Source organism: Neptunomonas sp. CHC150, from assembly GCF_030397555.1.
Lineage (GTDB): Bacteria > Pseudomonadota > Gammaproteobacteria > Pseudomonadales > Balneatricaceae > Neptunomonas > Neptunomonas phycophila.
The window spans coordinates 34,887-58,385 of the sequence record NZ_JAPNXU010000010.1 but is presented as its reverse complement, the minus strand read 5'-3'; the positions used below and the strand labels follow the sequence as shown (position 1 = coordinate 58,385).

At 45.9% G+C, this 23,499-nt stretch carries 20 protein-coding genes; 19 read left to right on the top strand and 1 reads right to left on the bottom strand.

Annotated features, from left to right (window positions below; all coding sequences use genetic code 11):
* Window positions 1-18 precede the first annotated feature (18 nt).
* From flgB to flgL, 11 genes are all read left to right on the top strand, one after another.
* Complete coding sequence (flgB, locus tag OW491_RS12025; RefSeq protein ID WP_075171240.1) at window positions 19-420, top strand: flagellar basal body rod protein FlgB; 402 nt, start codon at window positions 19-21, stop codon at window positions 418-420.
* Window positions 421-422: 2 nt separating this feature from the next.
* Complete coding sequence (gene flgC / locus OW491_RS12020; protein ID WP_075171241.1) at window positions 423-857, top strand: flagellar basal body rod protein FlgC; 435 nt, start codon at window positions 423-425, stop codon at window positions 855-857.
* 19 nt (window positions 858-876) lie between these two features.
* The gene (locus tag OW491_RS12015; protein WP_075171242.1) at window positions 877-1,551 is read left to right on the top strand and encodes a flagellar hook capping FlgD N-terminal domain-containing protein; all 675 of its coding nucleotides are present in this window, start codon (window positions 877-879) and stop codon (window positions 1,549-1,551) included.
* Window positions 1,552-1,576: 25 nt separating this feature from the next.
* Window positions 1,577-3,571, top strand: coding sequence for a flagellar hook-basal body complex protein (locus tag OW491_RS12010; protein WP_290036195.1), 1,995 nt, complete (start codon window positions 1,577-1,579; stop codon window positions 3,569-3,571).
* A 151-nt stretch (window positions 3,572-3,722) separates the two neighbouring features.
* Window positions 3,723-4,466 (top strand): flagellar basal body rod protein FlgF, encoded by a 744-nt coding sequence (locus OW491_RS12005; protein ID WP_075171244.1) that lies wholly within the window; start codon window positions 3,723-3,725, stop codon window positions 4,464-4,466.
* A 13-nt stretch (window positions 4,467-4,479) separates the two neighbouring features.
* Window positions 4,480-5,265, top strand: a complete 786-nt coding sequence (gene flgG, locus OW491_RS12000) for a flagellar basal-body rod protein FlgG (protein ID WP_075171245.1) — start codon at window positions 4,480-4,482, stop codon at window positions 5,263-5,265.
* Between the two features lie 25 nt (window positions 5,266-5,290).
* Window positions 5,291-5,965 (top strand): flagellar basal body L-ring protein FlgH, encoded by a 675-nt coding sequence (flgH, locus tag OW491_RS11995; protein WP_075171246.1) that lies wholly within the window; start codon window positions 5,291-5,293, stop codon window positions 5,963-5,965.
* Window positions 5,966-6,004: 39 nt separating this feature from the next.
* Window positions 6,005-7,093, top strand: a complete 1,089-nt coding sequence (locus OW491_RS11990; protein ID WP_290036193.1) for a flagellar basal body P-ring protein FlgI — start codon at window positions 6,005-6,007, stop codon at window positions 7,091-7,093.
* 69 nt (window positions 7,094-7,162) lie between these two features.
* Window positions 7,163-8,212 carry a flagellar assembly peptidoglycan hydrolase FlgJ gene (gene flgJ, locus OW491_RS11985; RefSeq protein WP_075171248.1) on the top strand — a complete coding sequence of 350 codons (1,050 nt, stop codon included), beginning with the start codon at window positions 7,163-7,165 and terminating at the stop codon, window positions 8,210-8,212.
* A 61-nt stretch (window positions 8,213-8,273) separates the two neighbouring features.
* The gene (flgK, locus tag OW491_RS11980) at window positions 8,274-10,298 is read left to right on the top strand and encodes a flagellar hook-associated protein FlgK (RefSeq protein WP_178967971.1); all 2,025 of its coding nucleotides are present in this window, start codon (window positions 8,274-8,276) and stop codon (window positions 10,296-10,298) included.
* 21 nt (window positions 10,299-10,319) lie between these two features.
* The gene (gene flgL, locus OW491_RS11975) at window positions 10,320-11,567 is read left to right on the top strand and encodes a flagellar hook-associated protein FlgL (protein WP_249263559.1); all 1,248 of its coding nucleotides are present in this window, start codon (window positions 10,320-10,322) and stop codon (window positions 11,565-11,567) included.
* A gap of 105 nt (window positions 11,568-11,672) precedes the next feature.
* On the opposite strand, the gene OW491_RS11970 is transcribed toward flgL, so the two are convergent.
* Window positions 11,673-11,978: a flagellar protein FliT gene (locus OW491_RS11970; protein WP_290036192.1), complete on the bottom strand. Its 306-nt coding sequence runs from the start codon at window positions 11,976-11,978 to the stop codon at window positions 11,673-11,675.
* A gap of 213 nt (window positions 11,979-12,191) precedes the next feature.
* Between OW491_RS11970 and OW491_RS11965 the strand changes: the two genes are divergently transcribed.
* The 8 genes from OW491_RS11965 to acs all read left to right on the top strand — a co-directional run bounded on the left by OW491_RS11965 (window position 12,192) and on the right by acs (window position 23,415).
* Window positions 12,192-13,970, top strand: coding sequence for a flagellin (locus OW491_RS11965; RefSeq protein WP_290036190.1), 1,779 nt, complete (start codon window positions 12,192-12,194; stop codon window positions 13,968-13,970).
* A gap of 104 nt (window positions 13,971-14,074) precedes the next feature.
* Window positions 14,075-14,440 (top strand): flagellar protein FlaG, encoded by a 366-nt coding sequence (locus tag OW491_RS11960; RefSeq protein ID WP_215150468.1) that lies wholly within the window; start codon window positions 14,075-14,077, stop codon window positions 14,438-14,440.
* 77 nt (window positions 14,441-14,517) lie between these two features.
* Window positions 14,518-16,566, top strand: a complete 2,049-nt coding sequence (gene fliD, locus OW491_RS11955; protein WP_290036189.1) for a flagellar filament capping protein FliD — start codon at window positions 14,518-14,520, stop codon at window positions 16,564-16,566.
* Window positions 16,567-16,613: 47 nt separating this feature from the next.
* Window positions 16,614-17,000, top strand: a complete 387-nt coding sequence (fliS, locus tag OW491_RS11950; protein WP_075171255.1) for a flagellar export chaperone FliS — start codon at window positions 16,614-16,616, stop codon at window positions 16,998-17,000.
* A 210-nt stretch (window positions 17,001-17,210) separates the two neighbouring features.
* Entirely contained in the window at window positions 17,211-18,713 is a 1,503-nt protein-coding gene (locus OW491_RS11945; protein WP_075171256.1) for a sigma-54 dependent transcriptional regulator, read from the top strand.
* Window positions 18,713-19,816, top strand: a complete 1,104-nt coding sequence (locus OW491_RS11940; RefSeq protein ID WP_290036186.1) for an ATP-binding protein — start codon at window positions 18,713-18,715, stop codon at window positions 19,814-19,816. The genes OW491_RS11945 and OW491_RS11940 overlap by 1 nt, the downstream gene beginning before the upstream one ends.
* A 10-nt stretch (window positions 19,817-19,826) precedes the next feature.
* Complete coding sequence (locus OW491_RS11935) at window positions 19,827-21,257, top strand: sigma-54 dependent transcriptional regulator (protein WP_290036185.1); 1,431 nt, start codon at window positions 19,827-19,829, stop codon at window positions 21,255-21,257.
* A 205-nt stretch (window positions 21,258-21,462) separates the two neighbouring features.
* Window positions 21,463-23,415 (top strand): acetate--CoA ligase, encoded by a 1,953-nt coding sequence (acs, locus tag OW491_RS11930; RefSeq protein WP_178967978.1) that lies wholly within the window; start codon window positions 21,463-21,465, stop codon window positions 23,413-23,415.
* Window positions 23,416-23,499 lie beyond the last annotated feature (84 nt).

Sequence of the window (23,499 nt, the reverse complement as noted above, 5' to 3'; positions counted from 1 at the left end):
AGTTTATTAGGGGGCAATATGGCAATTAATTTTGATAAAGCATTAGGTTTGCATGAAGAGGCGCTACAGCTGCGCTCTAAGCGTGCGGAAATCTTGGCTAACAATATTGCCAATGCAGAAACCCCTAATTTTCAAGCCAGAGATGTCGATTTTCACGCGACACTTGCAGGCGAGATGAGTGTGAATACGCCGTTAACTTTATCTAAGACTGATGCGGGGCATCAAACGGGGTTAATCAATCCTGATTTTGCAGCCGAGTTAATGTATCGAACACCGATGCAGCCAGCCGTTGATGGAAATACGGTGGATATCCAAGAAGAAATGGCACGTTACACAGAAAATTCTTTAGGCTTTCAAACATCGTTTGATTTGCTAAACAGAAAATTTAAAGGGCTGGTAACAGCGATTAAAGGCGAATAATTATGTCACTTACTAATATTTTTAATATCGCTGGTTCAGCCATGAGCGCACAAACAGTTCGCTTAAATACAACCGCTAGCAATATGGCAAATGCAGACAGCGTTAGTTCAAGCGTCGAAGAGACATATCGAGCACGCAAGCCTGTTTTTAAATTGCAAGAACCTACGTTGGAGCAAATGACGGATTCCGATGCGGGTTTGCTTCCAGGTCAGGGTGTTCAAGTTGTTGGTATCGTCGAAAGTGAAGCCCCTTTACGTACAGAATATAACCCGTCTCACCCAATGGCGGATGCAGATGGCTATGTGCATTACCCTAATGTGAATGTGGTTGAAGAAATGGCGGACATGATTTCTGCTTCGCGCGCATTCCAAGTGAATACCGAAATTATGAATACAGCAAAACAGATGGTCCAACGTGTTCTCACGATTGGTCAATAATTAGAGGCGGGCAACGATTATGGCTGATATTACTGGTACTACAGCTACATCGATATTTGAGCAGATTAATGCGGCAAATTCGTCTAGCTCTACATCTACCACGCAGAGTGAATCTGATAGTCAGATGTTTATGGAGCTGATGATTGCGCAATTGCAAAATCAGGATCCAACCAGCCCGGCAGATACCGCTGATTTCATGCAGCAGATATCTAACATGACGATGGTTGAAAGCATTACTGAGCTAACGTCAACCATGACCGAACTTAGCTCAGAAATGATGACGAGCCAGGCGGCGTTGCAGGCATCATCGATGGTAGGTCAGCAAGCGTTTGTTGCAACCGACAAAGCGAGCTTATCCGCTGGTGGAAGTATTGAAGGGGCGTTCACGCTCGATACGAGTGCCTCTAATGTGCAGGTCTCTATTTATGACTCGGCAGGAAGCCTGGTCGATAGCTGGTCTGAAGGTGCTTTAGCAACAGGAGATCATTCATTTGAGTGGCAAGGTGGTGAAAACGCCGCAGGTAACTACTCGGTTGTGATTCAAAAATCATCATCTGATGGCACCACAGAAAATATAGACAGTTATATAGGCCATACTGTGAACAGCGTTACGCTGGGACAAAACGGTATTGGTATGAAAGTAAATACCGATGCCGGTGCATACAGCACTAGCGATATTTTACAGATCGGTTAAGACATAAAGGTAAGAGGGCACTATTATGGCAGGTTTTAATACAGCAGTTACGGGTATCAAAGCAGCAACCACCGACCTGGATGTCGCCGGTAACAACATTGCAAACTCAAGTACAACAGGCTTTAAAGCATCGCGTGTAGAGTTTGGTGATATTTACGCTACCGCTGTCGTTGGGGCAGGCACGGTGAATACCGCAGGCTCTGGTGTAACAGTGATGGATATCGCTACCGACTACAGTGCGGGCACCATCGAATTTACCAACAACAACCTAGACTTAGCCATTAATGGTTCAGGCTTTTTCCAGTTGGATGATGGGCAGGGCGGTACGACCTATACGCGTGCTGGTGCATTTGAACTAGACAGCGAAGGCTATATTGTTTCTAAAACAGGCAAATACCTACAGGGTTATGGCTTAGACGAGTTGGGTAATCAGCTACCGTTGCAAAACTTAGCGGTAACCCAAAAAGAGAGCTCACCACATGCCACAGAGTCTATTGACTTGGCATTTAACATCGATTCGGCAAAAGATGCTGAGTTGTTAGCGCGCTCATTTGATAAAACAAACGCTAGCTCTTACTCATATTCTACCACGGTAGAGACATTCGATAGCTTAGGTAATGCAAACTCAATCCGTTATTACTTTGTTGAGCAAGCGGCTGTTCGTGAGCAGTTCCAGTTTGATGTGTCAGGCCTACCTGCTGGTGAAGATTTAACAATCTCAGGTGTGACTATTACATCGACTAGCACTCCATTAACGACTGCCGAAGAAGATGCGTTGGAAGCGGCTGATCCACGGATTGATTTAGATACCTTATCTCTTTCAGGTGGCACGCTTACTTTTGAATTAAAAGCTGACTCTACCAGTGCTGGCGATGTGGTGATCAGTGATACTAGTGGTTCTGAATACCCGGTAGCTAATTTAGATGACGGTGTGCCAAGTACACGTGCGGCGAACGAGGTTCAAACTTTTACGATTGATTCTTCGTTGTTCTCTTATAATGCGTCGGTTGGTGATGACACGTTAAACAATGCCACTACGGTTGCCATCGGTGGTGTGTCTCTTGAACTCGATACAGGTATGACGTTAGAGGACGTGGGGCTAGCTATTGAAGATGCTCAGCAAGAGATTATCGACAATAACCCTGATATTGAATCTGTTGAGTTTAATGAAGCCACAGGTGAGATCGATATTACTTGGGAAGCCGTTGCTGGTAACGTGGATTTACTCGCCATTTCTGGTGGGGCTAACAGTCCTTTTGTTGAAACAACACCCGGTAACGTAGATATAGCTGTTGTTCAGGGGGATAACTCTTTCCAAGGCGCTTATCGTATGTATGCTTATCTAAATGATGAGCAACAATTAAACTTGGGTAAGGTTGTAGATCCAGGTGAGAGTGGTTTCTTGACGGATAAAACAGAAGTAGGCCCTATTGTTATCAAGTTTAACTCTACGACTGGTAAGTTAGCCGAAGTGAACGGTGAAGAAGTTCCTGATGGCGGCACAGCACCTAACATTACCATTCTAGGGGCAGACCCAGCTAACCCTAATGATACGCTGCTTGATAGTGATGTTGACTCGTTAGTGGGTGTGCAGCTTGATATTACAGGCTCTAGTCAGTTTGCATCCGACTCAATCGTTAAAAGCTCTTCGCAAGATGGTTACCCCAAAGGAGACCTGATTGGCGTGGCTTTCTCTGAAAACGGCGAGATGGTGGCTAGCTTTAGTAACGGTCAAACTCAAAAGCTAGGATTGGTGTCTATCGCAACGTTCGCTAACCAGTCTGGTTTGCAATCAAGTGGTGATACCGAATGGATCGCTACGTTTGATTCGGGGGCAGCCGTGCTTAACCCACCAGGAACAGGTTTAAATGGTACGTTGACATCGGCAGCGCTTGAGCAATCGAACGTAGATTTGTCATCTGAATTGGTTAAATTGATTGAAGCACAGCGTAACTTCCAGGCGAACTCTAAAACATTAGAAACCCTGAATACCGTCACCCAGTCTATTTTGCAGATTTAATAGTACTTTAACGAATGACAAGGCCGCTTCTGCGGCCTTTCTTTTTTCTTGTCTTGTTTCATGCCTACAAACAACTGTTTGAACGGTTGGCACGCCCTTTGCTTTTGTCATAAGTAACGATAAAAAACGGCAAAGGTTTTCCGGTCTAACCATGGATAAATTAGTTTATATAGCAATGAGCGGCGCTCGCGAAAATATGCTTTCGCAACAAGCCCATGCTAACAATCTAGCAAATGCCAATACCTCAGGTTTTAAAGCAGACTTGTCTCAAGCCCGCGCAATGCAAGTTTTTGGCGAAGGGTTTGCCTCACGTGTTTATGCACAAACTGAGCGTCCGGCTACCGATCGTACAGCAGGTACTTTTATCAGCACGGAGCGAGAGCTAGATATTGCCGTTGATGGCGATGGTTGGTTTGCCGTTATAGGGGCTGACGGCAACGAGGGCTATACACGCAGTGGTGAGCTGCAGATTAATGCCGCTAATGAATTAGTGACAGGCAGTGGATTGCCGGTAATGGGTAACGGAGGCGTACCAATCGTTATTCCGCCCTTCGACCAAATAGACATAGGCACCGATGGCACAATATCTATCCAGCCTCAGGGTGAAGATGCCGTTGAGTTGCTCGTCATTGACCGCATTAAATTAGTAACGCTTGACCCAGCAACCAGCTTTAAAGGTCTTGATGGACTAATGCATGTGGATGCTAATGCCGTGCAGCCGCCTGATTTAAATTTAAAGATACGTTCTGGATATGTAGAAACGAGTAATGTGAATGCTGTGCATGAGATGACCAGCATTATTACCGAATCTCGCCAGTTTGAAATGAATATACGCATGATGAAAACGGCTGAAGAAGTGTCTTCAGCGGCTACATCTATTTTGTCGTTGAATTAAGGGAGGAGCTTTTATGCACGGTGCATTATTTGTCGCTAAAACAGGGTTGTCGGCTCAAGATACGTCATTAAAAGTTATCTCCAATAACCTAGCTAACGTCAGTACGGTTGGGTTCAAGAAAGACCGTGCCGTATTTGAAGATTTGCTCTATCAGACAGTTCGCCAGCCAGGAGCAGAGACGGCAGAAGGTAATCAATTACCATCAGGTCTGCAGCTGGGTAATGGTGTGCGTGTAGTGGGCACGCAGAAAATGTTTAGTACCGGTGAGATTCAAGTTACCGACGAAACATTTGATGTGGCAATTAATGGGCGTGGCTTTTTTCAAGTCACCATGCCTAACGGGGATATAGGCTATACCCGCAACGGGCAATTTCATCTTAATTCAGACAATGAGTTGGTAACGGCCGAAGGCTATTTAATAGAACCTGCCATTACGCTTCCTGATGATGTGCAAAGCTTTACCGTAGGCGTGGATGGAACAGTCGAGGTCGTTGTTGCCGGTGACGCTACGCCCACTCAAATTGGTACCTTAGAAATTGCCGATTTCGTTAACCCCCAAGGCTTGCAAGCGATTGGTCAGAACCTGTTCCTCGAAACAGCTGCCAGTGGTGCACCGCAAGTAGCTCAGCCCGGTGAAGAAGGCTTAGGTATTTTGCGCCAAGGAATGTTAGAGGCTTCCAACGTGAATGCGGTTGAAGAGCTAGTTAACATGATTACAACTCAGCGCGCCTACGAAATAAATTCTAAAGTGATATCAACGGCCGATGAGATGTTGTCGTTTGTAACGCAGCAATTGTAAGTTCAGTCTTACACAGGTGATTAAAATGATTCGTTTTGCTCTTGTTCTTTTAATGTGTGTAGCGGGTGTTGGCTGTGTGCAAACACCGGTAAAGCCGGATCGCGCTTATTATGCACCGGTGTCGCCACAGCAACTGCAGCAGCCTAAACCCGTTGATGGCGCGATCTTTAATGCGTACACCAATATCAATATTTACAGTGACGGACGAGCTCATCGTGTAGGCGATATCATTACTGTCGTATTGAGTGAGCAAACCCAATCATCTAAAACCGCTTCAACCTCAACAGACAAAAGCTCATCTATGTCATTACCGCAAGCCACGGTGTTGGGGTCTGGGTTGTCTGCTTTTGGTTTACCTATTTCCGCTAACTTAGATTCGACGGGTAACACCTTTGATGGCGAAGGCAGTTCTGATATGAGCAATAGCCTGAGTGGCGATATCACAGTGACAGTGCACGAAGTATTACCCAATGGGATTTTAGTGGTGCGCGGTGAAAAGTGGCTAACGCTTAATCAGGGAGATGAATACATTACGGTGAGCGGCATGGTTCGCCCGCAGGATATTGAATCGGACAATACCGTTGAGTCCACTAAGTTGGCCGATGCGCGTATCGCTTATAGCGGTACTGGCAGCGTACAAAATTCAAATGTACAAGGGTGGCTTTCTAAGTTCTTTATTAGCCCGTTGTGGCCATTTTAATCTAGCCACCCCTTAATTAGCCTATCGACGGAGAATAAGATGCGTAATTTACTACTAGGCTTGATGATTATCACACTGGCGCCGCTGGCGATGGCTGAGCGAATTAAGGATATAACATCCGTAGCCGGTGTGCGGAATAACCAGCTAGTAGGCTATGGCCTAGTGGTGGGGTTGGATGGTACGGGTGATAAAACCAGCTTTACCTCGCAAACTTTCCGAAACATGTTGAATAATTTTGGCGTGGCCATACCACCAACAACGAACCCTAGCTCAAAAAATATTGCGGCTGTTGCTATTCACGCTGAGCTCCCACCATTTTCTAAACCGGGACAAACCATCGACATTACTGTTTCCGCAATTGGCGATGCGAAAAGCTTGCGTGGCGGAAGTTTGCTCATGTCACCGTTAAAGGGGGCTGATGGGCAAGTGTATGCCATGGCGCAGGGCAATCTTGTGGTTTCGGGGTTTGGTGCTGAAGGGCGTGACGGCTCGCGTTTGTCGGTTGATGTACCCAGCGTTGGCCGTATTCCCAATGGTGCATCGGTTGAACGCACAGTACCTAATGCTTTTGCGTTGGGTGATAGTTTGACACTCAACCTGAACCATCCTGACTTTACAACGTCGCGTCGTGTAGCAGAAGAAATCAATGGGCTACTAGGTGCGCACACGGCTTCATCAATGGATGCGACATCTATCCGTGTAAGGGCTCCGCGGGATGCAGCGCAGCGCGTATCTTTTATCTCTGTTTTAGAAAACTTAGAGATCACTCCGGCTAAAGAGGTCGCTAAAGTTATTATTAACTCTCGTACGGGCACAATTGTTATCGGTCAAGATGTGCGAGTATCACCAGTGGCGGTTACGCATGGTGGGCTGACTGTTGCTATCACCGAAAACTTAGACGTGAACCAGCCTGACCCTTTTGCGGGTGGCGAAACGGTTATTACACCGCGCACAGGTATCGAAGTGGATGAAGGCTCAGGCCATATGTTCGAATTCTCTCCGGGTACGTCTTTGCGCGATATTGTTGAAGCGGTCAACCAAGTAGGAGCGGCACCAGGGGATTTAATGGCGATTCTAGAGGCGCTTAAACAAGCCGGCGCACTGAAAGCTGAATTGATTGTTATCTAAAGCCTCCCAAAAGTAGGCTAAGCTGTATTTGAAAGCAGGTTTACCACGTAATAACTAAAAGGCTCAATCATGGCCATTAATAGCACGAGCAATACAGATCCAGGTTTTTATACGGACTTAAATAGTCTACAAAAAATAAAAAACCAATCGAAAACAGATAGCCCAGAAGCACTACGCCAAGTGGCTCAGCAATTTGAACAAATGTTCTTAAAGATGCTGATGACCAGTATGCGCGATGCAAATGAGGCGTTTGGAAGCGATGATGTGTTTAACAGCTCGCAAGTGCGTTTTTACCAAGACATGATGGATAGCCAAGTCACATTAGAGCTTTCTCAAGGTGGCAGCGGCGTAGGCTTGACCGATGTACTGGTGCGCCAGTTAAGCCAGCAATTTGATATACGTATGGATAGCGATAAAGAGGATCAGACTGGCGATGTTTCAGAGTCAGAACGCCTATTAAATCGCGCATTCAGTGTCGGAGCCATGAACGCTAGCTCCCAAGTGTTAGGACAAATTCAAAGTAAGTTAACGGATCAAGAGCCCGGCGTAACGCCTGTGGATAAAACGGTTGAAGCATTAGCGCAATCAGTCGCTAGTTCTGACGAACCCGCAGAGAACCTGCCTGATCGTTTTAATTCTCCTGAGGAGTTTGTGGAGGCGCTGTTGCCTCTAGCCGAAAAAATGGCGGGCGAGTTGGGTGTCGACCCTAAAGTGCTCGTGGCTCAAGCCGCGTTAGAAACAGGCTGGGGTAAATACGTCATAAAAGAAAGTGACGGAAGTAGCAGTTACAACCTTTTTAATATTAAAGCCGGCCGCAGTTGGGACGGAGATCGCGCGCAAGTCAGCACTCTGGAATATCGTGATGGCATTGCACAAAAAGAGCGAGCGGACTTTAGAAGTTATGGTTCGTATCAGGAAAGCTTCCGTGATTATGTCGATTTTTTAAAAAACAGCACTCGCTATCAGCAAGCCTTAAATGTCGCGGATAGTCCGTTGCAGTATTTACAAGAGCTGCAGCAAGCTGGGTATGCAACAGACCCAGCTTACGCCGATAAAATTAATTCAATCTTTGAAAATCGCATTCTTAGTATGGCACAAGCGGCCACTAAAGAAGGTTAACGAACGGCCGCTAACCTCTAGATAGAACGAGCGCGAGTGCAGGGCACTCAGGAGAAGATACATGTCCAGTTATAACCTTTTAAACCTAGGCACCCAGGCGCTACAAGCGAATTCGAGTGCGTTAGGTACGGTTGGGCAAAATATTTCTAACGTGAATACTGAAGGTTATAGCCGACAAGTGGTGAGCCTCACGACTGTCCAATACAGCTCGGGTGTTCAAGTTGAAAGTATCGACCGAATTACCGATCGTTTTTTGACGGAGCAAATGTGGTCAGATGTATCCACCTACAACCAATCCCTGACGTACTCTGCGTTTTCTAGCCGTTTGGATGATTTACTAGCAACAGACTCTACCAGTATCTCATCGGCCTTAGATAGCTATTTTAGTGCTTTACAGAATGTAGTTGATGATCCCACATCGACACCTAACCGAGAGCTGTTTATTGCTGAAGCCGACGCGTTAGTTCAGCGTTTTAACAATTTAGACGCAAGCTTGCAGACTCAGAACGTGGCGATCAATGATAGCGTGGAAGATCTTGCCGATCAGGTTAACTCACTAACCACGAATATTGCTGAGCTTAACTATAAAATTAAAGTAGGTACGGCGGCTAATCGTCCTATTAACGAGTTAGAAGATCAGCGCGAAGAGCTAATCAACCAACTATCGGAGCTGGTGGGTGTTGATGCCGTTGAACAAGATGGGAATCAAATTAGTTTGTTCGTTGGGAACGGACAGCCACTGGTGGTAGGTGGCTCGGCTAACCGGCTGTCGGCTATTCCGGGTGATCCTGATGCAAGCCAGACAAACTTGGCGCTAACTATCTCCAATAATGAAGTGGATGTTACCGATCAGCTAAGTGGTGGCCAGATAGGGGGAGCGCTTAAGTATCGCGAAGAAGCATTAAATGACGCGCGTGATGAATTAGGGCGTGTGGCGATACTGCTATCGGAAAGCATGAACGAAGCGCATCAATCAGGTATTGATCTTAACAATGACTTAGGCGGTTTGATTTTCTCTGATGTTAACTCAGCGCAACTGCAACGCAGTCGTGTTTTGGCAGACAGTGATAACCGCGCACAGTTAGAAGATGGGCTTGTTGAAATAGACGACCTTAGCCAAATCCAAGCCAGCGAATATACCGTACTATACGAGGGTGATAATCGTATCACCCTTACCCGAGAAAGTGACGGAAAGGTTATCCGTATCAATGATTTACAGCAAGTCAGTGACCCGTACGATGTAGAGCAAGGCAGCTATTATTTGAATAATTCAAAAGAGCTGGTTTTTGCTGTTGATGGCATGAAAGTCACCCTGAGCACTGATAGACGTATGTCGACAGGTGATGAGTTTGTATTGCAGCCGGTGCGCACAGGTGCCGAGGACATGAACTTAGAAATTCAAGATGGGGATCATTTAGCCTTAGCCTCACCGATTAGGGTCGTGTCCGACACCGAGAATACGGGCTCCGGCGTAACTGAAGTAGCCGTCACTGATTTTAGAGCACTCAGTTTTGATGCATCTGGAGAGTTAGCGCCGCCCTTATCAATTGTATTTAATAACGCGGACCCTGTTCAGTATACCGTTTACGACATGACCGATAGCCTCAATCCGCAGCCCTATAGTTTTGATAGCGATGGCGATGGTACGGCTGAAGTATTAGAAAACATTCCTTACACAGCGGGTGACTCTATCCAGCTGAAAGGGTTTGAAGCCACAATTACAGGTCAGCCTAAAGCGGGTGATCGCTTCAGCATAAGTTTTAACGAGGATGGTATTTCGGATAACCGCAATGCCTTAATCATGTCAGATCTACAAGAAGCGGATGTCAGTAACAAAGGCGCCTACCAAGATTTATACGGAAGTTTGCTAGAGCGAGTAGGTACTCGTACTTCCACTGCTCAAATCAACTTGGATGCTAATAAAGCGGTTTTAACATCGACATCTGATGCAAAAGCCAGTGTGTCTGGGGTTAATTTAGATGAAGAGGCAGCCAAGCTTGTTCAGTTTCAGCAAGCTTATCAAGCGTCAGCACAGCTGATTTCTACTTCACAAACACTGTTTGATACGCTGCTTAGCAGTCTGTAACTCATAATCTGAGGTATTATTATGCGAATCTCTACCCAGCAACAGTTTCTAAAAACGGTAGATAACATGCAGCGTACTCAGACCAACATGGCTGAGTTACAAGAGCAAGCCTCTAGTGGAAAGCGTTTACAGACGCCTTCGGATGATCCGGTAGCTGCTGCACAAGTCGTAAAGTTAGAAAGAGAACTGGCTCAATATTCCAAATTCGAAGATAACATCGATGTGACCGAGCGCCGTTTGCAGCTAGAAGAAACCATACTCGATAGTATGTATACAGCAACCACTCGATTTAAAGAGTTAGGCATTTATGCAGGTAACTCAACTCTCACCTCGGCCGATCGCGCAACGATTGCTACTGAGGTTGAAGAGCTTACCGAGTACATGGCAAGCTTAATGAACACTCAGGACTCTCTGGGCGAATATATTTTTGCAGGCAGCAAAGGTGGAACTCAGCCTTATGAGCAATTAGGTGATGGTAGCTACCAATACAATGGCGATGACGGTCAACGCCACATTCAAGTTGGCACCAATCTATATATTCCTTCTAATGATTCAGGAAGCTACTTGTTTGAGGCGGTGGAAGGGCGATTAGAAGTGGGGATGACCGGCGCATCCGTTTCTGCCGGCAGTCCATTTCTAACCGTACCTCCAGCGGGGGCTACGTTTAGTACCGCGTTTGAAGATACAGACAAAGAAGCAGCCTTCCTTGAGGCAACTAAAGGGTTGGGTGATCTCACAGTTACCATCTCCCATGATGGGACGAATAGTAACTATAGTATTACCGATAGTAGCGGTACGTCTCTAGCGGGTGGGGTATTCAATGATGGCGACACCATTGAATACGAAGGGTTAGCGTTTGATTTGGCGGCCTTATCTCCTGGCGATCCTGATACGTCGATCACACTAGATATAGCTCCAGAGCAGATGAACATTTTAGACGTGGCACAAAACTTTTCTACTGCGTTACGCAATGTAGAAGGTGAAGAGCTTAACGAAATTTTAGCAACGACACTCAATCAGTTTGAGCAAGCGGCTGACCGCAACTTAGAAGCGACCTCTGCCCTGGGTACTCGCTTAAGCAGTATTGAAAAGATTACCGATAGTAATGCTGACTTTAAGCTATTTACCCAAACGGCTTTATCGAGCTTAGTTGATGCTGATTTAACCGAAGTACTGAGTCAATATGCGCTTGAAGAAACAGCACTGCAGGCGTCGCAAGCGCTATTTGGGCGGATAACGTCCTTGTCTTTATTCGATTACATTAATTAGCCGTTTGATTCGGTGCATAGAAAAAAGGCTCTTTAAGAGCCTTTTTTTTCGTCTTGGGTTGTAAAAATGGCTATGTGAAAGGGGGAAGGAAAATGTGTTTGTGGGTTAAATTCCTTTGTAGGCTTTAGTCATTTTCTTTCCTTTATTTTGCGTACTGCGTTGCTCAACAATATTTTTTTTCTGTGATTTTATCAGTGGCATCACTTCATTTTCGAGACGTTGTATCGCTTGTATTAAACGGCGTATTTCATCTCCCTGAGTTGCGCTGTCGGGTTTCTCCATGTTTTCAAGGGTTTGGCAAAGGGCTTCGCGCTGGCGCTGAATGTTTAAAACAGAATCCCAGTCTCCGCTAAGCGACGCATCCTTCAAATTCCTAGTTAATTCAAACAGTTGTTCAAGTAGATTGATCATAAAAAAGCCATTTTTTTTCTAAAGGGGTTTTTCAAAGTGCCGATAAGTAAAAGTACAAGACAGCATGCTGTCATATTAGAAAGAAAAAAAGAAACACTAAAGCATCTAAAAAATTGGTCGATAAATGATCATAACCGGCGACAAAAGCGATACTGCAGAGCCGGAAATGAACACTAAACAACTCGCAGAGCGAGTTGATGAGGAGAAAATCTCATGTCAATGGTAATCAATTCCAACATCATGTCGCTAAATGCTCAACGTAACCTGACTATGTCTCAGAACGAGCAAAATACAGCGATGGAGCGTTTAACATCTGGTAAACGTATTAACTCTGCAGCCGATGACGCCGCTGGTTTATCTATCTCTAACCGTATGACATCACAAATCAACGGTTTGAACCAAGCGGTTCGTAACGCGAATGATGGTTCATCTCTTATCCAAACGGCTGAAGGCGCGCTGGATGAGTCTACAAACATTTTACAACGTATGCGTGAACTGTCGGTTCAGTCTGCCAACGGCACGTATGACTCAGGTAACCGTTCTACATTGAACGCAGAAGTTAGCCAGCTTAAAGAAGAATTGGATCGTATCTCTGAGACTACTTCTTTCAACGGCTTGAACATCCTTGACGGTACACTCGGTAAAGTTGATCTGCAGGTTGGTTCTGAATCTAACCAAACCATTTCTATGGAAATTGGTGCGATGGATACCAAGTCACTAGGTAATGGTGCAGGAGCAGACATTACAGGTACCACCGGTTCAGGTGCAAGCTTGCAAGCAAGTTTGGCTAATATTGCCGGTGACGGTACTAATGATATGTTTATCAATGGCCAAGACGTTGGTGATCTAAGCGACGCGACCGTGGGTGCAACATTAGAAGATAAACTTAATGCAATTAATACAAACATCTCGGGTGTAACAGTTACCGCATTTACTGAAATGACGGCTTCTACACAAGGTGATGGTGTCATTCAAGGTACTAATGCGGTTACCTTTACCTTGGGTAACGCTGATGGCTCATCGACTTCGGTAGAGATCCGTAACACAGGTAGCATGGATGATTTGGTTTCAGCGATTAACGAAAAGTCAGGTGGCTTAATTGAAGCAAGCCTTGACGATTCCGGTAACTTAAAGTTATCGAGCGAAGCTGGATCGTCAATCACCATTGGTGAAACTGGTGCCGGTACAGCGTTGTCAGCTTTAGGTACTGGTATGGCCACAGGTTCGGCACAGCAAGCCCAACTTGCATTAACGGCTGATTCGGGTACGGATGGTATCACCGTTACTTATACAACGGCATCAGATGCTAACGTTACAGGTATCGATACTCGTAACACAGCGGGCTCTATTTCTGGTCGAGCTGCGATGGTTCCAGCATCATTTGAGTCCGGTGACATTAAGATAAATGGCGTATCTATCAATGAATACGACAATGCGATTGATGTCGATGGTAATGATACTGCTGGCGAAAATACTGACGTAGTTGCTCACATCAACAAGCAGAGTGCTGAGACTGGTGTCGTTGCTTCTATCGATGGTAGCTCTGGTACAGATGTACTAAAACTAGAAACGCTAGATGGGTCTGAGATTTCAATTGAGTACGCTGATGCGACCGTTGCGGGCGCAATGGAAACTGCAATTGGTATCCAAGAGACGAATAGCGCTGAAGGTGCTGGTTCTAACGTTGCTTCTATCGACATCTCAACAGCGGCAGGCGCTCAAAAAGCAATCGATACAATCGATGCGGCGCTAGAGCAAATCAACTCGACTCGAGGTGATTTGGGTGCGGTCAGCAACCGTCTAGACTTTACGGTAAACAACCTGTCTAACGTTGCCGAAAACGTATCAGCAGCACGTTCACAGATCCAAGATGCTGACTTTGCGGCTGAATCTGCCAACCTAAGCCGTGCGCAAGTACTGCAACAGGCGGGTACAGCGATGCTAGCTCAGGCAAATGCGTCTTCTCAGAACGTACTATCACTACTGCAGTAATCGTTATTTTGACAATGACAGCAGATAGCTGAAAGTTTACTAAACTTACCAAGAGCCATCCCTCACCACCTTAGGTGGGGGATTTTTGGTTCCGGGGGTGTAATATGTCAGTTGAATCAATGAATACCAATGTTGCCACTGCGGCACAAACTCAAGCTGCAACAAGCTTACAAAAGCCTGATGCCATTCAATCCAGCATACAAGATCTTCAGGTTAATTCTGTTTCTGGACAAGAATCCCAATTAACCACTGAAGAAGTTCAAGATGTGGTCGATAAGCTAAATGGCTTAATGCAGAATGGCCAACATAACCTAAACTTTAGCGTTGATGAAGAAACGGATAATGTGGTGGTTAAAGTGATGGATGGTGAGACGGAAGAAGTGATTCGCCAGTTCCCATCAGAGGAAACACTTAAGCTTTCTAAACACCTTGAAGGGATGTTAGGGCTTATTTTTAACGATAAAGCGTAACCCAGCAAATGAGCACCGGATTCGTAATAAACGAAAGTGCGGTACCGGTTTTCAGGATAGGTTCGTAGGAGAGTCCCATGGTAAGCATCGTCTCAGCGCTAGGCGCAGGTTCGGGGATAGACACAACCAGCCTAGTTGAGCAGCTAGTTGACGTTCAGCGCTCAGCTCCTCAAGCACGTCTTGATACAAAAAAAGAGACCCTGGAGTCTCAGATTTCTGCTTACGGTGCTCTGTCTAGTAGCTTGTCCACGTTACAAGACTCAATAGCATCATTAACCAGTGAAGATATTTTTAATTCACGGGCAGTGTCCTTCCCTGATACTGATGTTATTACCCCTAACGAACTATCAGCTAACGCGCAAACCGGGTCCTATCAGCTTGAAGTAATGGCGATAGCACAGGCACAAACGTTAGTCGCTAATCAAACGTTCGATGATAAAGACAGCAGTCTTAATGCGACCGGCAACTTAACTATCCGGTTAGGTGCTTGGAGTTATGACGCGAGCAATAACCCTGCTAGTTTTGCTGAAAATGAATCAGCTCAAGCTCTCAATATCGAAGTGGCTGCGGACGATACTCTCCAAGACATCGCAGACAAAATTAATGAGGCAGATTCGCAAGTCCAAGCATCTGTATTATTGGTCGACGGGGCTTATCAGTTAATGATCAATGCACCCTCAGGTGAAGATAATGCACTTGAGATAACGAGCGATGATGCAAGCTTATCGGGTTTTAATTTTAATACCGCTGATTACAGCAGTATGACTGAAACCCTACAAGGACAAGACGCCGAAATTAAAGTGAATGGCTTGTCTGTTTTTCGTCAAAGTAACGAGATTGACGACGTAATTACAGGTCTTGATTTTACGCTGAATAAAGCGAGCGCTGGAGAGAAGATATCATTCACTATCAGTGAAGACAGTGCTACAGCCGAAGACGAAATACGTAATTTTGTAGACGCGTACAACACGTTTTACGAAACGGCCAAATCACTCACTGGCATTTCAACGGATGCCGATACCGAGGAGACCACGGCGGGTACATTAGCCTCGGACGGGACAGCAAAAGCCGTTATATCACGTATTCGCTCTATGATGACGGCTAGTGTGCCTGGTGTAGAAGACTTTAATGCGCTGACCAATCTCGGTATTCGTACTCAGTTGGATGGCACGTTAGAAATAGTCGAAGACGAGTTCTCGGCCGCTATTGATAATAACTTTGATGATGTTGCCGCAATTTTTGCGCCTAAAACTTCCTCAAGTACTAGCGCTATTGAAGTGGGAATGGGGAGTTATTCCGGCCAAGCTGTTCCAGGTAGTTATGATGTATCTATTACCACATCGCCATCTAAAGGCTCTGTAACTAGCGACAGTGCATTTAGTGCTTTCAATACAGCCGATCCAGGGTTGAACCCCTTAGCGACGCCTGATTATAGCTTTAGTGTTGAGGTCGATGGTGTAGCGTCGCAAAGTTTGACGTTGGAAGGTGATTTTACCAGCGCCGATGAATTACGCAGTGCGCTACAAAGCCTAATCAATAACGATGAGAATATTAAAGCGGCCAATATCGGGGTTGACGTTCAAGTAGACGATGCTGGAGTTATCAGCATTGTTTCACGAGAGTTTGGTAGTGCCTCCGGTGTTTCGATCACCGCGCAAGGAGATGACTTCGCCAGTGCTACGGGCTTATCAGCCAATTCGGTTAGTACAGCAGGGACTAACGTAGAAGGGACTATTAATGGTGAACCTGCGTTTGGTTCTGGCAACATCTTGCTGCCAGCTGTGGGGTCAGATGCTTATGGTATTAACCTAACCATCAAAGAGGGTGCGCTGGGCGATCACACGTTTAATTTTTCTCGTGGTTTAGCTAGCGAGCTGTCGTTGTTAGTGGATACCTTTTTGGATGACACCACGGGTGCCATCGCTATGCGAGAAGACAATATAAACTCGCAAATAGATGATATTGCAGATGATCAAGATGATCTTGATCGAAGAATGACGATGTTTGAAGATCGGCTTACTGCTCAGTTCACGGCAATGGAGGCCATTATTACAAGCCTTCAAACAACCGGCGATTCGCTATCTAGTTTATTCGATACGCTCCCCAATACGGCTAGTAGTAATTAATTAACAACGTTTTTCAGGCACTTATTAGCCAGTTTTAGGAAATATTTATGATTAATAAAAGCGCTTTAAAACAGTATCAAAGTGTGGATTTACGAGCTGCTACCGCCACAGCATCCCCAAAAGAGTTAATAACCATGCTATACGATGGGGCCTTAAGGGCAATGGCTACAGCAAAAGGTGCTATTGAGCGAAAGGATATCCAAGAGCGGACGACTCAGCTCAACAAAGCCAACAATATTATTCTGGGTTTGCGTGATTTTTTAGATCAAGAAAAAGGCGGAGAGATCGCGGCTAACCTTGATGCGCTCTACGACTATATGATTCGTACGTTGTTGCAAGCAAACCGTAATAACGATGCCGACAAGGTACAAGAAGTTATTGGATTGATGTTGGAAATTAAGTCGGGTTGGGTTGGTATGGAAGTACCGGCATAATCCGCTTATTACACGCTAAGCTTTTAAACAGCGCCTTAATTGGCGCTTTTTAATGCCTGTCATTCGGGCCGTGCTGTGGGTTCATATCAGTTACAAAAGGGCTGTGGAAGTAAAGTGTCGATAAATTGACATATTTACTTGAGCACTAGTAGAACTCTGCTACTATGTTGCTTGATTCGTCAAAAAAATGGCATTAAGGTTGACCCGCTTATGAGCACTCTTAATTTTGCATCCCACGCATTAGTTTTGCTGGTTGATGATGAAGAGTCGCGCCGACAGACACTCAGTGCTGTGTTTGGTTTTTTAGGTGTGCCGCATCAAGTAATGACCTTCGTAGAATGGTTTCAGCTCTCTGAACGCCCCAGTGCAAGCCTTGCATTCATTGGGCGTAGTCAATTGCCCGTGTCTCTTGAAAAGTTAATGGCTTCGTTGCGGCGGCAAGATGTTGCCGCATCAGTGTGCCTGCTTGAAGCGTGGGATGACCTTAGCCAATTAACCGATCAGTCACGCGTTCAGTTGTTACGGGTGTTAGATGAGCCATTAAATGAACACTCGTTGACGGATCTGTTACACGAAGCGCATGTGATTCAAGGGCAATCACTTAAAGCGCATCCTGACGAGCGGTTGTTTCCGTTGTTAATTGGGCAAAGCCAAGCTATGGGGCAGCTTAAGCAGGTGATGTCACGCGTTGTTGATCGCGATGTGAATGTACTCATAACGGGCGAATCCGGTACAGGTAAAGAGTTGGTTGCACGTAGTTTACATGACTACTCGAAGCGAGCTGATCAGCCGTTTGTTCCTGTTAATTGTGGTGCAATTCCTCCTGAGTTATTAGAAAGCGAGTTATTTGGTCATGAGAAGGGAGCGTTCACCGGTGCGGTTAATGCCCGCGTGGGGCGTTTTGAAATGGCTGATGGCGGTACGTTGTTTCTAGATGAAATTGGCGATATGCCGTTAGCAATGCAAGTTAAGTTATTACGCGTTTTACAAGAGCGCTGCTTTGAACGCGTAGGCGGGACTAAAACCGTTGAAGTGAATGTCCGGATTATCGCGGCTACACACAAAAATTTAGAAAGCATGATCGCTGAAGGCGATTTTCGTGAAGACCTGTATTATCGATTAAATGTTTACCCAATAGAAACGCCAGCCCTGCGCGACCGCAAAGACGATGTGATTTTATTGATTCAGGCGTTAGCAAAACGGGCAGAAGCGGAGGGTTTGGGGCGCTTACGTTTTCAGCCATCGGCATTGGATTCATTACAACGTCATACATGGCCGGGAAATGTCAGGGAATTAGCTAATTTAATTGAGCGTTTAGCGATTATGCATCCTGATGGTGTGGTTGGGGTTTCTGAGTTACCTAAAAAGTGTCGTCACATAGCGGAACCTAAACCGGGTCGTTATCAATCGCAGAATGCATTGCATCTACCGGATCATTCCTTGGCTGAAACGCTGTTAGCTGATACTGATGAGTCATTTTTAACGGCCGCCTCAACTGATAGCACCGACCATAAAGCGGGAGAAACGATGCTCACGCTAACGGAGCAAGGCATTGACCTAAAGCGGCACTTGGAGCACATCGAGCAGCACTTAATTAATCAAGCGTTAGAACATACGGGGCATGTTGTGGCGCGTGCGGCAACGCTGTTGTCTATACGTCGTACAACGCTGGTCGAAAAAATGCGTAAATACGGTATACAGCGAGTCAATTAATGACAGATCTTGAGAAAGAGCAAGCGGCGAAAATTGCCGAGCTAGAGCAGGCACTGGCAAAAACGCATTCGGAATTGGATCAGATCCAGCGTGAGAGGGATCGGGAAGAGGCTCACGGTGACTTAATTGCTATACGAATGAAGCAGTTACTCGACCTGTTACCTGCAGGCGTGCTGCTTATTGATAACCACGGTTTGGTCTCAAATTGTAACCCGGCCGCCGAATCGCTGTTAGGAACGCCACTTAAAGATCAAAGTTGGGTATCGGTTATTCAGCGTAGCTTTGCCCCACGTAACGATGATGGGCATGAAATCTCGTTGCGTGATGGTCGACGTGTACGTTTACTAACGCGTCCAATGAAGCATGAGCCAGGGCAGTTAGTGTTATTAACTGATCAAACGGATACGAGGCTTTTGCAGTCACGTTTGTCGCACTACCAGCGTTTATCAGAGATGGGACGGATGATGGCGTCCTTGGCTCATCAAATTCGTACACCATTAACTGCGGCTATGTTGTACACCAGCCATCTTACTAAAGATCATATTACGGATGAGCAACGCATTAAATTTGCGCACAAAGTTAAATCGCGATTAATTCATTTAGAGCAACAAGTTAAGGACATGCTGCTTTTTGCGCGGGGGGAAACCTTACTGGATGACCGCTTATCAACCGAGCAATTATTTAATGCGATAGATGATATTTTAGATGTGCCTTTAAGCCAGTTTGATGCGGATTGTGAATTAGACAATCAAGCAAAAGGTTATTGGCTACAATGTAATAAAGAAACGTTACTCGGTGCGATTTTGAATTTAGTCAATAACGCATTACAGGCCGCTGGCAATGTGCATCCTTTATGCATTAAAGCGTCAATTGAAGCGGATAATCTCGTATTGCAAGTGATCGATCAGGGCCCGGGTATGGACAGTGCTGGTGTTAAAAAGGCGTTAGAACCATTCCATACCACTAAGTCGCACGGCACTGGTCTTGGACTTGCCGTTGCTCAGGTTGTCGCAAAAGCGCACCATGGGGAGTTTGTCCTGCGTTCGTCGCTGGGGCAAGGGACCTGTGCACAATTTAATCTTCCATATCTGCGCATGGAATAGGGAAATTAACATGACGATTACGGTGTTAGTGGTAGAGGATGATCGTGATTTGAGGGAGGCTCTGGTGGATACCCTCGAACTGGCAGAGATACGCACGATAGAGGCGGAAGATGGTGAAACAGCTATCTTACGTTTAAAAGACAGTGTCGTAGATATGGTCGTGTCTGACGTTAATATGCCCGGAATCGATGGGCATGCTTTACTTGAGTATGTTCGCGAGCAGTTTCCAGCCCTGCCTTTTTTATTAATTACCGCGTTTGCCCAAGTCGGTAAAGCGGTAGAGGCTATTCGTAAAGGGGCAGTCGATTATTTGGTTAAGCCTTTTGAAGCCGATGCATTAGTCGATACGATTCGTCAATTTGCCTGCGGCGTAGTGCTTTCTGGAAATGAACCTGTTGCCGAAGATGGGGTAAGTAAGCAGTTACTGCAATTAGCACGTCGGGTCGCTGTAACCGATTCTACCGTACTAATCACTGGGGAATCAGGCACTGGTAAAGAAGTGTTAGCTCGATATATTCATGACCAGTCTACGCGAGCAGGCGAGCCTTTTATTGCCATTAACTGTGCAGCCATTCCCGAAAATATGCTGGAAGCGATGCTCTTTGGTCATGAAAAAGGAGCCTTTACCGGTGCCGTGAATAGCCAGCCCGGTAAGTTTGAGCAAGCCAATGGAGGTACCTTGTTGTTAGATGAGGTCACTGAAATGGATATAAGTTTGCAGGCCAAGCTGTTACGCGTGCTTCAGGAGCAAGAAGTAGAGCGGGTTGGTGGCCGCAGTGTTATCAAGTTAGATGTACGTGTGCTCGCCACCACAAACCGTGAATTATCCAGCTATGTTGCCGACGGACAGTTTCGAGAAGACCTCTATTACCGTTTAAACGTATTCCCTCTACAGTGGCTCCCTTTGCGTGAGCGCAAAGCGGATATCGTCCCTCTGGCAAAACGGCTACTCGAAAAATATTGCCAAAAGATGAAACGCCCACAGGCCACGTTTATGCCTGATGCAGAAGCTGCATTGATTAATCATCAATGGCCCGGAAATGTGCGTGAATTAGATAATGTCATTCAGCGCGCATTGATACTTCAAACGGGTAATCAAATCATGGCTTGTGATCTGCACATGATGACAGGGGCTATTGTGATTAATGCATCAACTCCAGAGCAGACTATCAACCAATCGTCGGTGACTCAGGTGGCAGAGGAGGTTGCTATAGATAACCCGCAGCCGGCTGCAGCGGTTGATTCTGCTTTAGCGAACGGGACTTTAGGCAATGACTTACGTCAGCATGAGTACCAGTTGATTATCGATGCTTTGCGCGCCACAGGCGGAAGCCGAAAAGAAGCGGCCGAAAAACTGGAAATTAGTCCACGCACATTACGTTATAAGCTTGCCAAAATTCGTGAGGCAGGAATTGACTTAGAAGCCTTACTTAAGCCCTAAGCCTGAAACTTAAGTTGAATAAAAAATGCCTAAAAAGGGCTTGCTTATACTATTGGAGGTGGTTGGATAGACCAATGTCTAATTCAGGGTGTTGTGTGCGGTTCTGTATAAATTGATTAACGATTCCGTTTGCCATCGTGAAAAATAAAAACTAAGAATGGCCTTGTGGACAAATAAATAAAATAATCAAGTTAAGGGCATCACCATGAGTGAAAAAGTATATCCAGTCAGACCCGAAGTGGCGGCTGCTGCGCATATTGATAATGCTAAGTATGAAGCCATGTATGAGCAGTCCGTGAATGACCCCGACGCTTTTTGGGGCGAGCAAGGTAAACGCATTGATTGGTTTAAGCCGTACTCTACAGTAAAAAATACCTCTTTCGATCCACACAATGTTGATATTCGCTGGTTTGAAGATGGCACCTTGAACGCAGCTTATAACTGTCTAGATCGTCATCTAGAAACGCGTGGTGACCAAGTTGCTATCATTTGGGAAGGAGACGACCCAAGTGACTCCGAGTCGATTACTTACCGTGATTTACATGAGCGTGTAAGCCGTTTCTCTAATGCCCTAAAAGCAGAAGGTGTAGAGAAAGGTGATGTTGTCACGCTATATATGCCAATGATCCCAGAAGCAGCCGTAGCGATGCTTGCGTGTGCACGCATTGGTGCTGTCCACTCTATCGTATTCGGTGGATTCTCACCTGAAGCACTCGCGGCACGTATTGAAGGTGCTAACTCGAAAGTAGTGGTTACCTCAAACTTTTCATTACGTGGCGGTAAAGTTGTTCCATTAAAAGCGAATGTGGACAAAGCGCTGCAAAACGAGAATGCAGCAGCTTCATGTAAAACCGTGATTGTTGTTAACCGTGTAGAGCAAGAACTGCCATGGGTTGAAGGTCGCGATAAGTGGTATGAAGACCTTGTTGCTAAAGCGTCGGCTGATTGTCCTGCTGAAGAAATGAACGCAGAAGATCCACTGTTCATTTTGTACACTTCAGGTTCTACCGGTGCGCCAAAAGGCTTAAAGCACACCACGGGTGGCTACATGGTGTATGCGTCAATGACGCATGAGTATGTATTTGATTATAAAGATGGCGATATCTACTGGTGTACTGCTGACGTGGGTTGGGTAACAGGCCATAGCTACATTGTATACGGTCCTTTGGCTAACGGCGCCACAACGTTGATGTTTGAAGGTGTGCCGAGCTACCCAGACAATAGCCGCTTTGGTCGAGTTATCGAGAAGCATAAGGTCAATCAGTTCTATACCGCGCCTACGGCGATTCGTGCATTAATGCAGCAAGGTGAAGATGTACTCGGCGATTCGGATTTATCTACCCTTCGAATTCTTGGTTCGGTCGGTGAACCAATTAACCCAGAGGCATGGGAATGGTATAACCGGATTGTAGGCGATGAAAAATGCCCAATCGTTGACACATGGTGGCAGACTGAAACGGGCGGTATCATGATTGTACCTTTGCCTGGTGCTACAGCGGCTAAGCCGGGTTCGGCTTCACGTCCTTTCTTCGGTGTTCAGCCAGCTTTGCTTGATGCTGAGGGCAATACACTGGAAGGCGCGGTCGATGGTAACTTAGTCATCACCGATTCGTGGCCAGCACAGGCTCGCTCGATTTGGGGTGATCATGAACGTTTCGTTCAAACTTACTTCTCTACCTATAAAGGTGTTTACACAACGGGAGACGGTGCTCGTCGTGATGAAGATGGTTACTATTGGATTACAGGCCGTGTTGATGATGTTATCAACGTATCAGGCCACCGTATGGGGACAGCTGAAGTAGAGTCAGCGTTAGTGGCTCACCCTGCGGTTGCTGAAGCGGCGGTTGTGGGTTACCCGCACGACCTGAAAGGCCAAGGTATTTATGTGTATGTGACCTTACAGTCAGGTTATGAGCAGTCTGATGAGCTGATGAAGGAATTGCGCTTACACGTGCGTTCTGAAATTGGTCCAATCGCATCGCCTGATTTAATTCAGTTTGCTCCAGGCATGCCAAAAACACGTTCAGGTAAAATCATGCGCCGTATCTTGCGTAAGATTGCTGAGGATGATTTTGGAGCCTTGGGTGATACGTCTACATTGGCGGATCCAACGGTAGTTGATGATCTAATTGAGCATCGAATGAACCGCAAAGGCTAAAACTTATTATCAATTAGCCTAAAACTTCCACAAACTCCTCCTTTAGTTGACCTAGAGGGGGAGTTTTGCGTTTCATGAAATGGT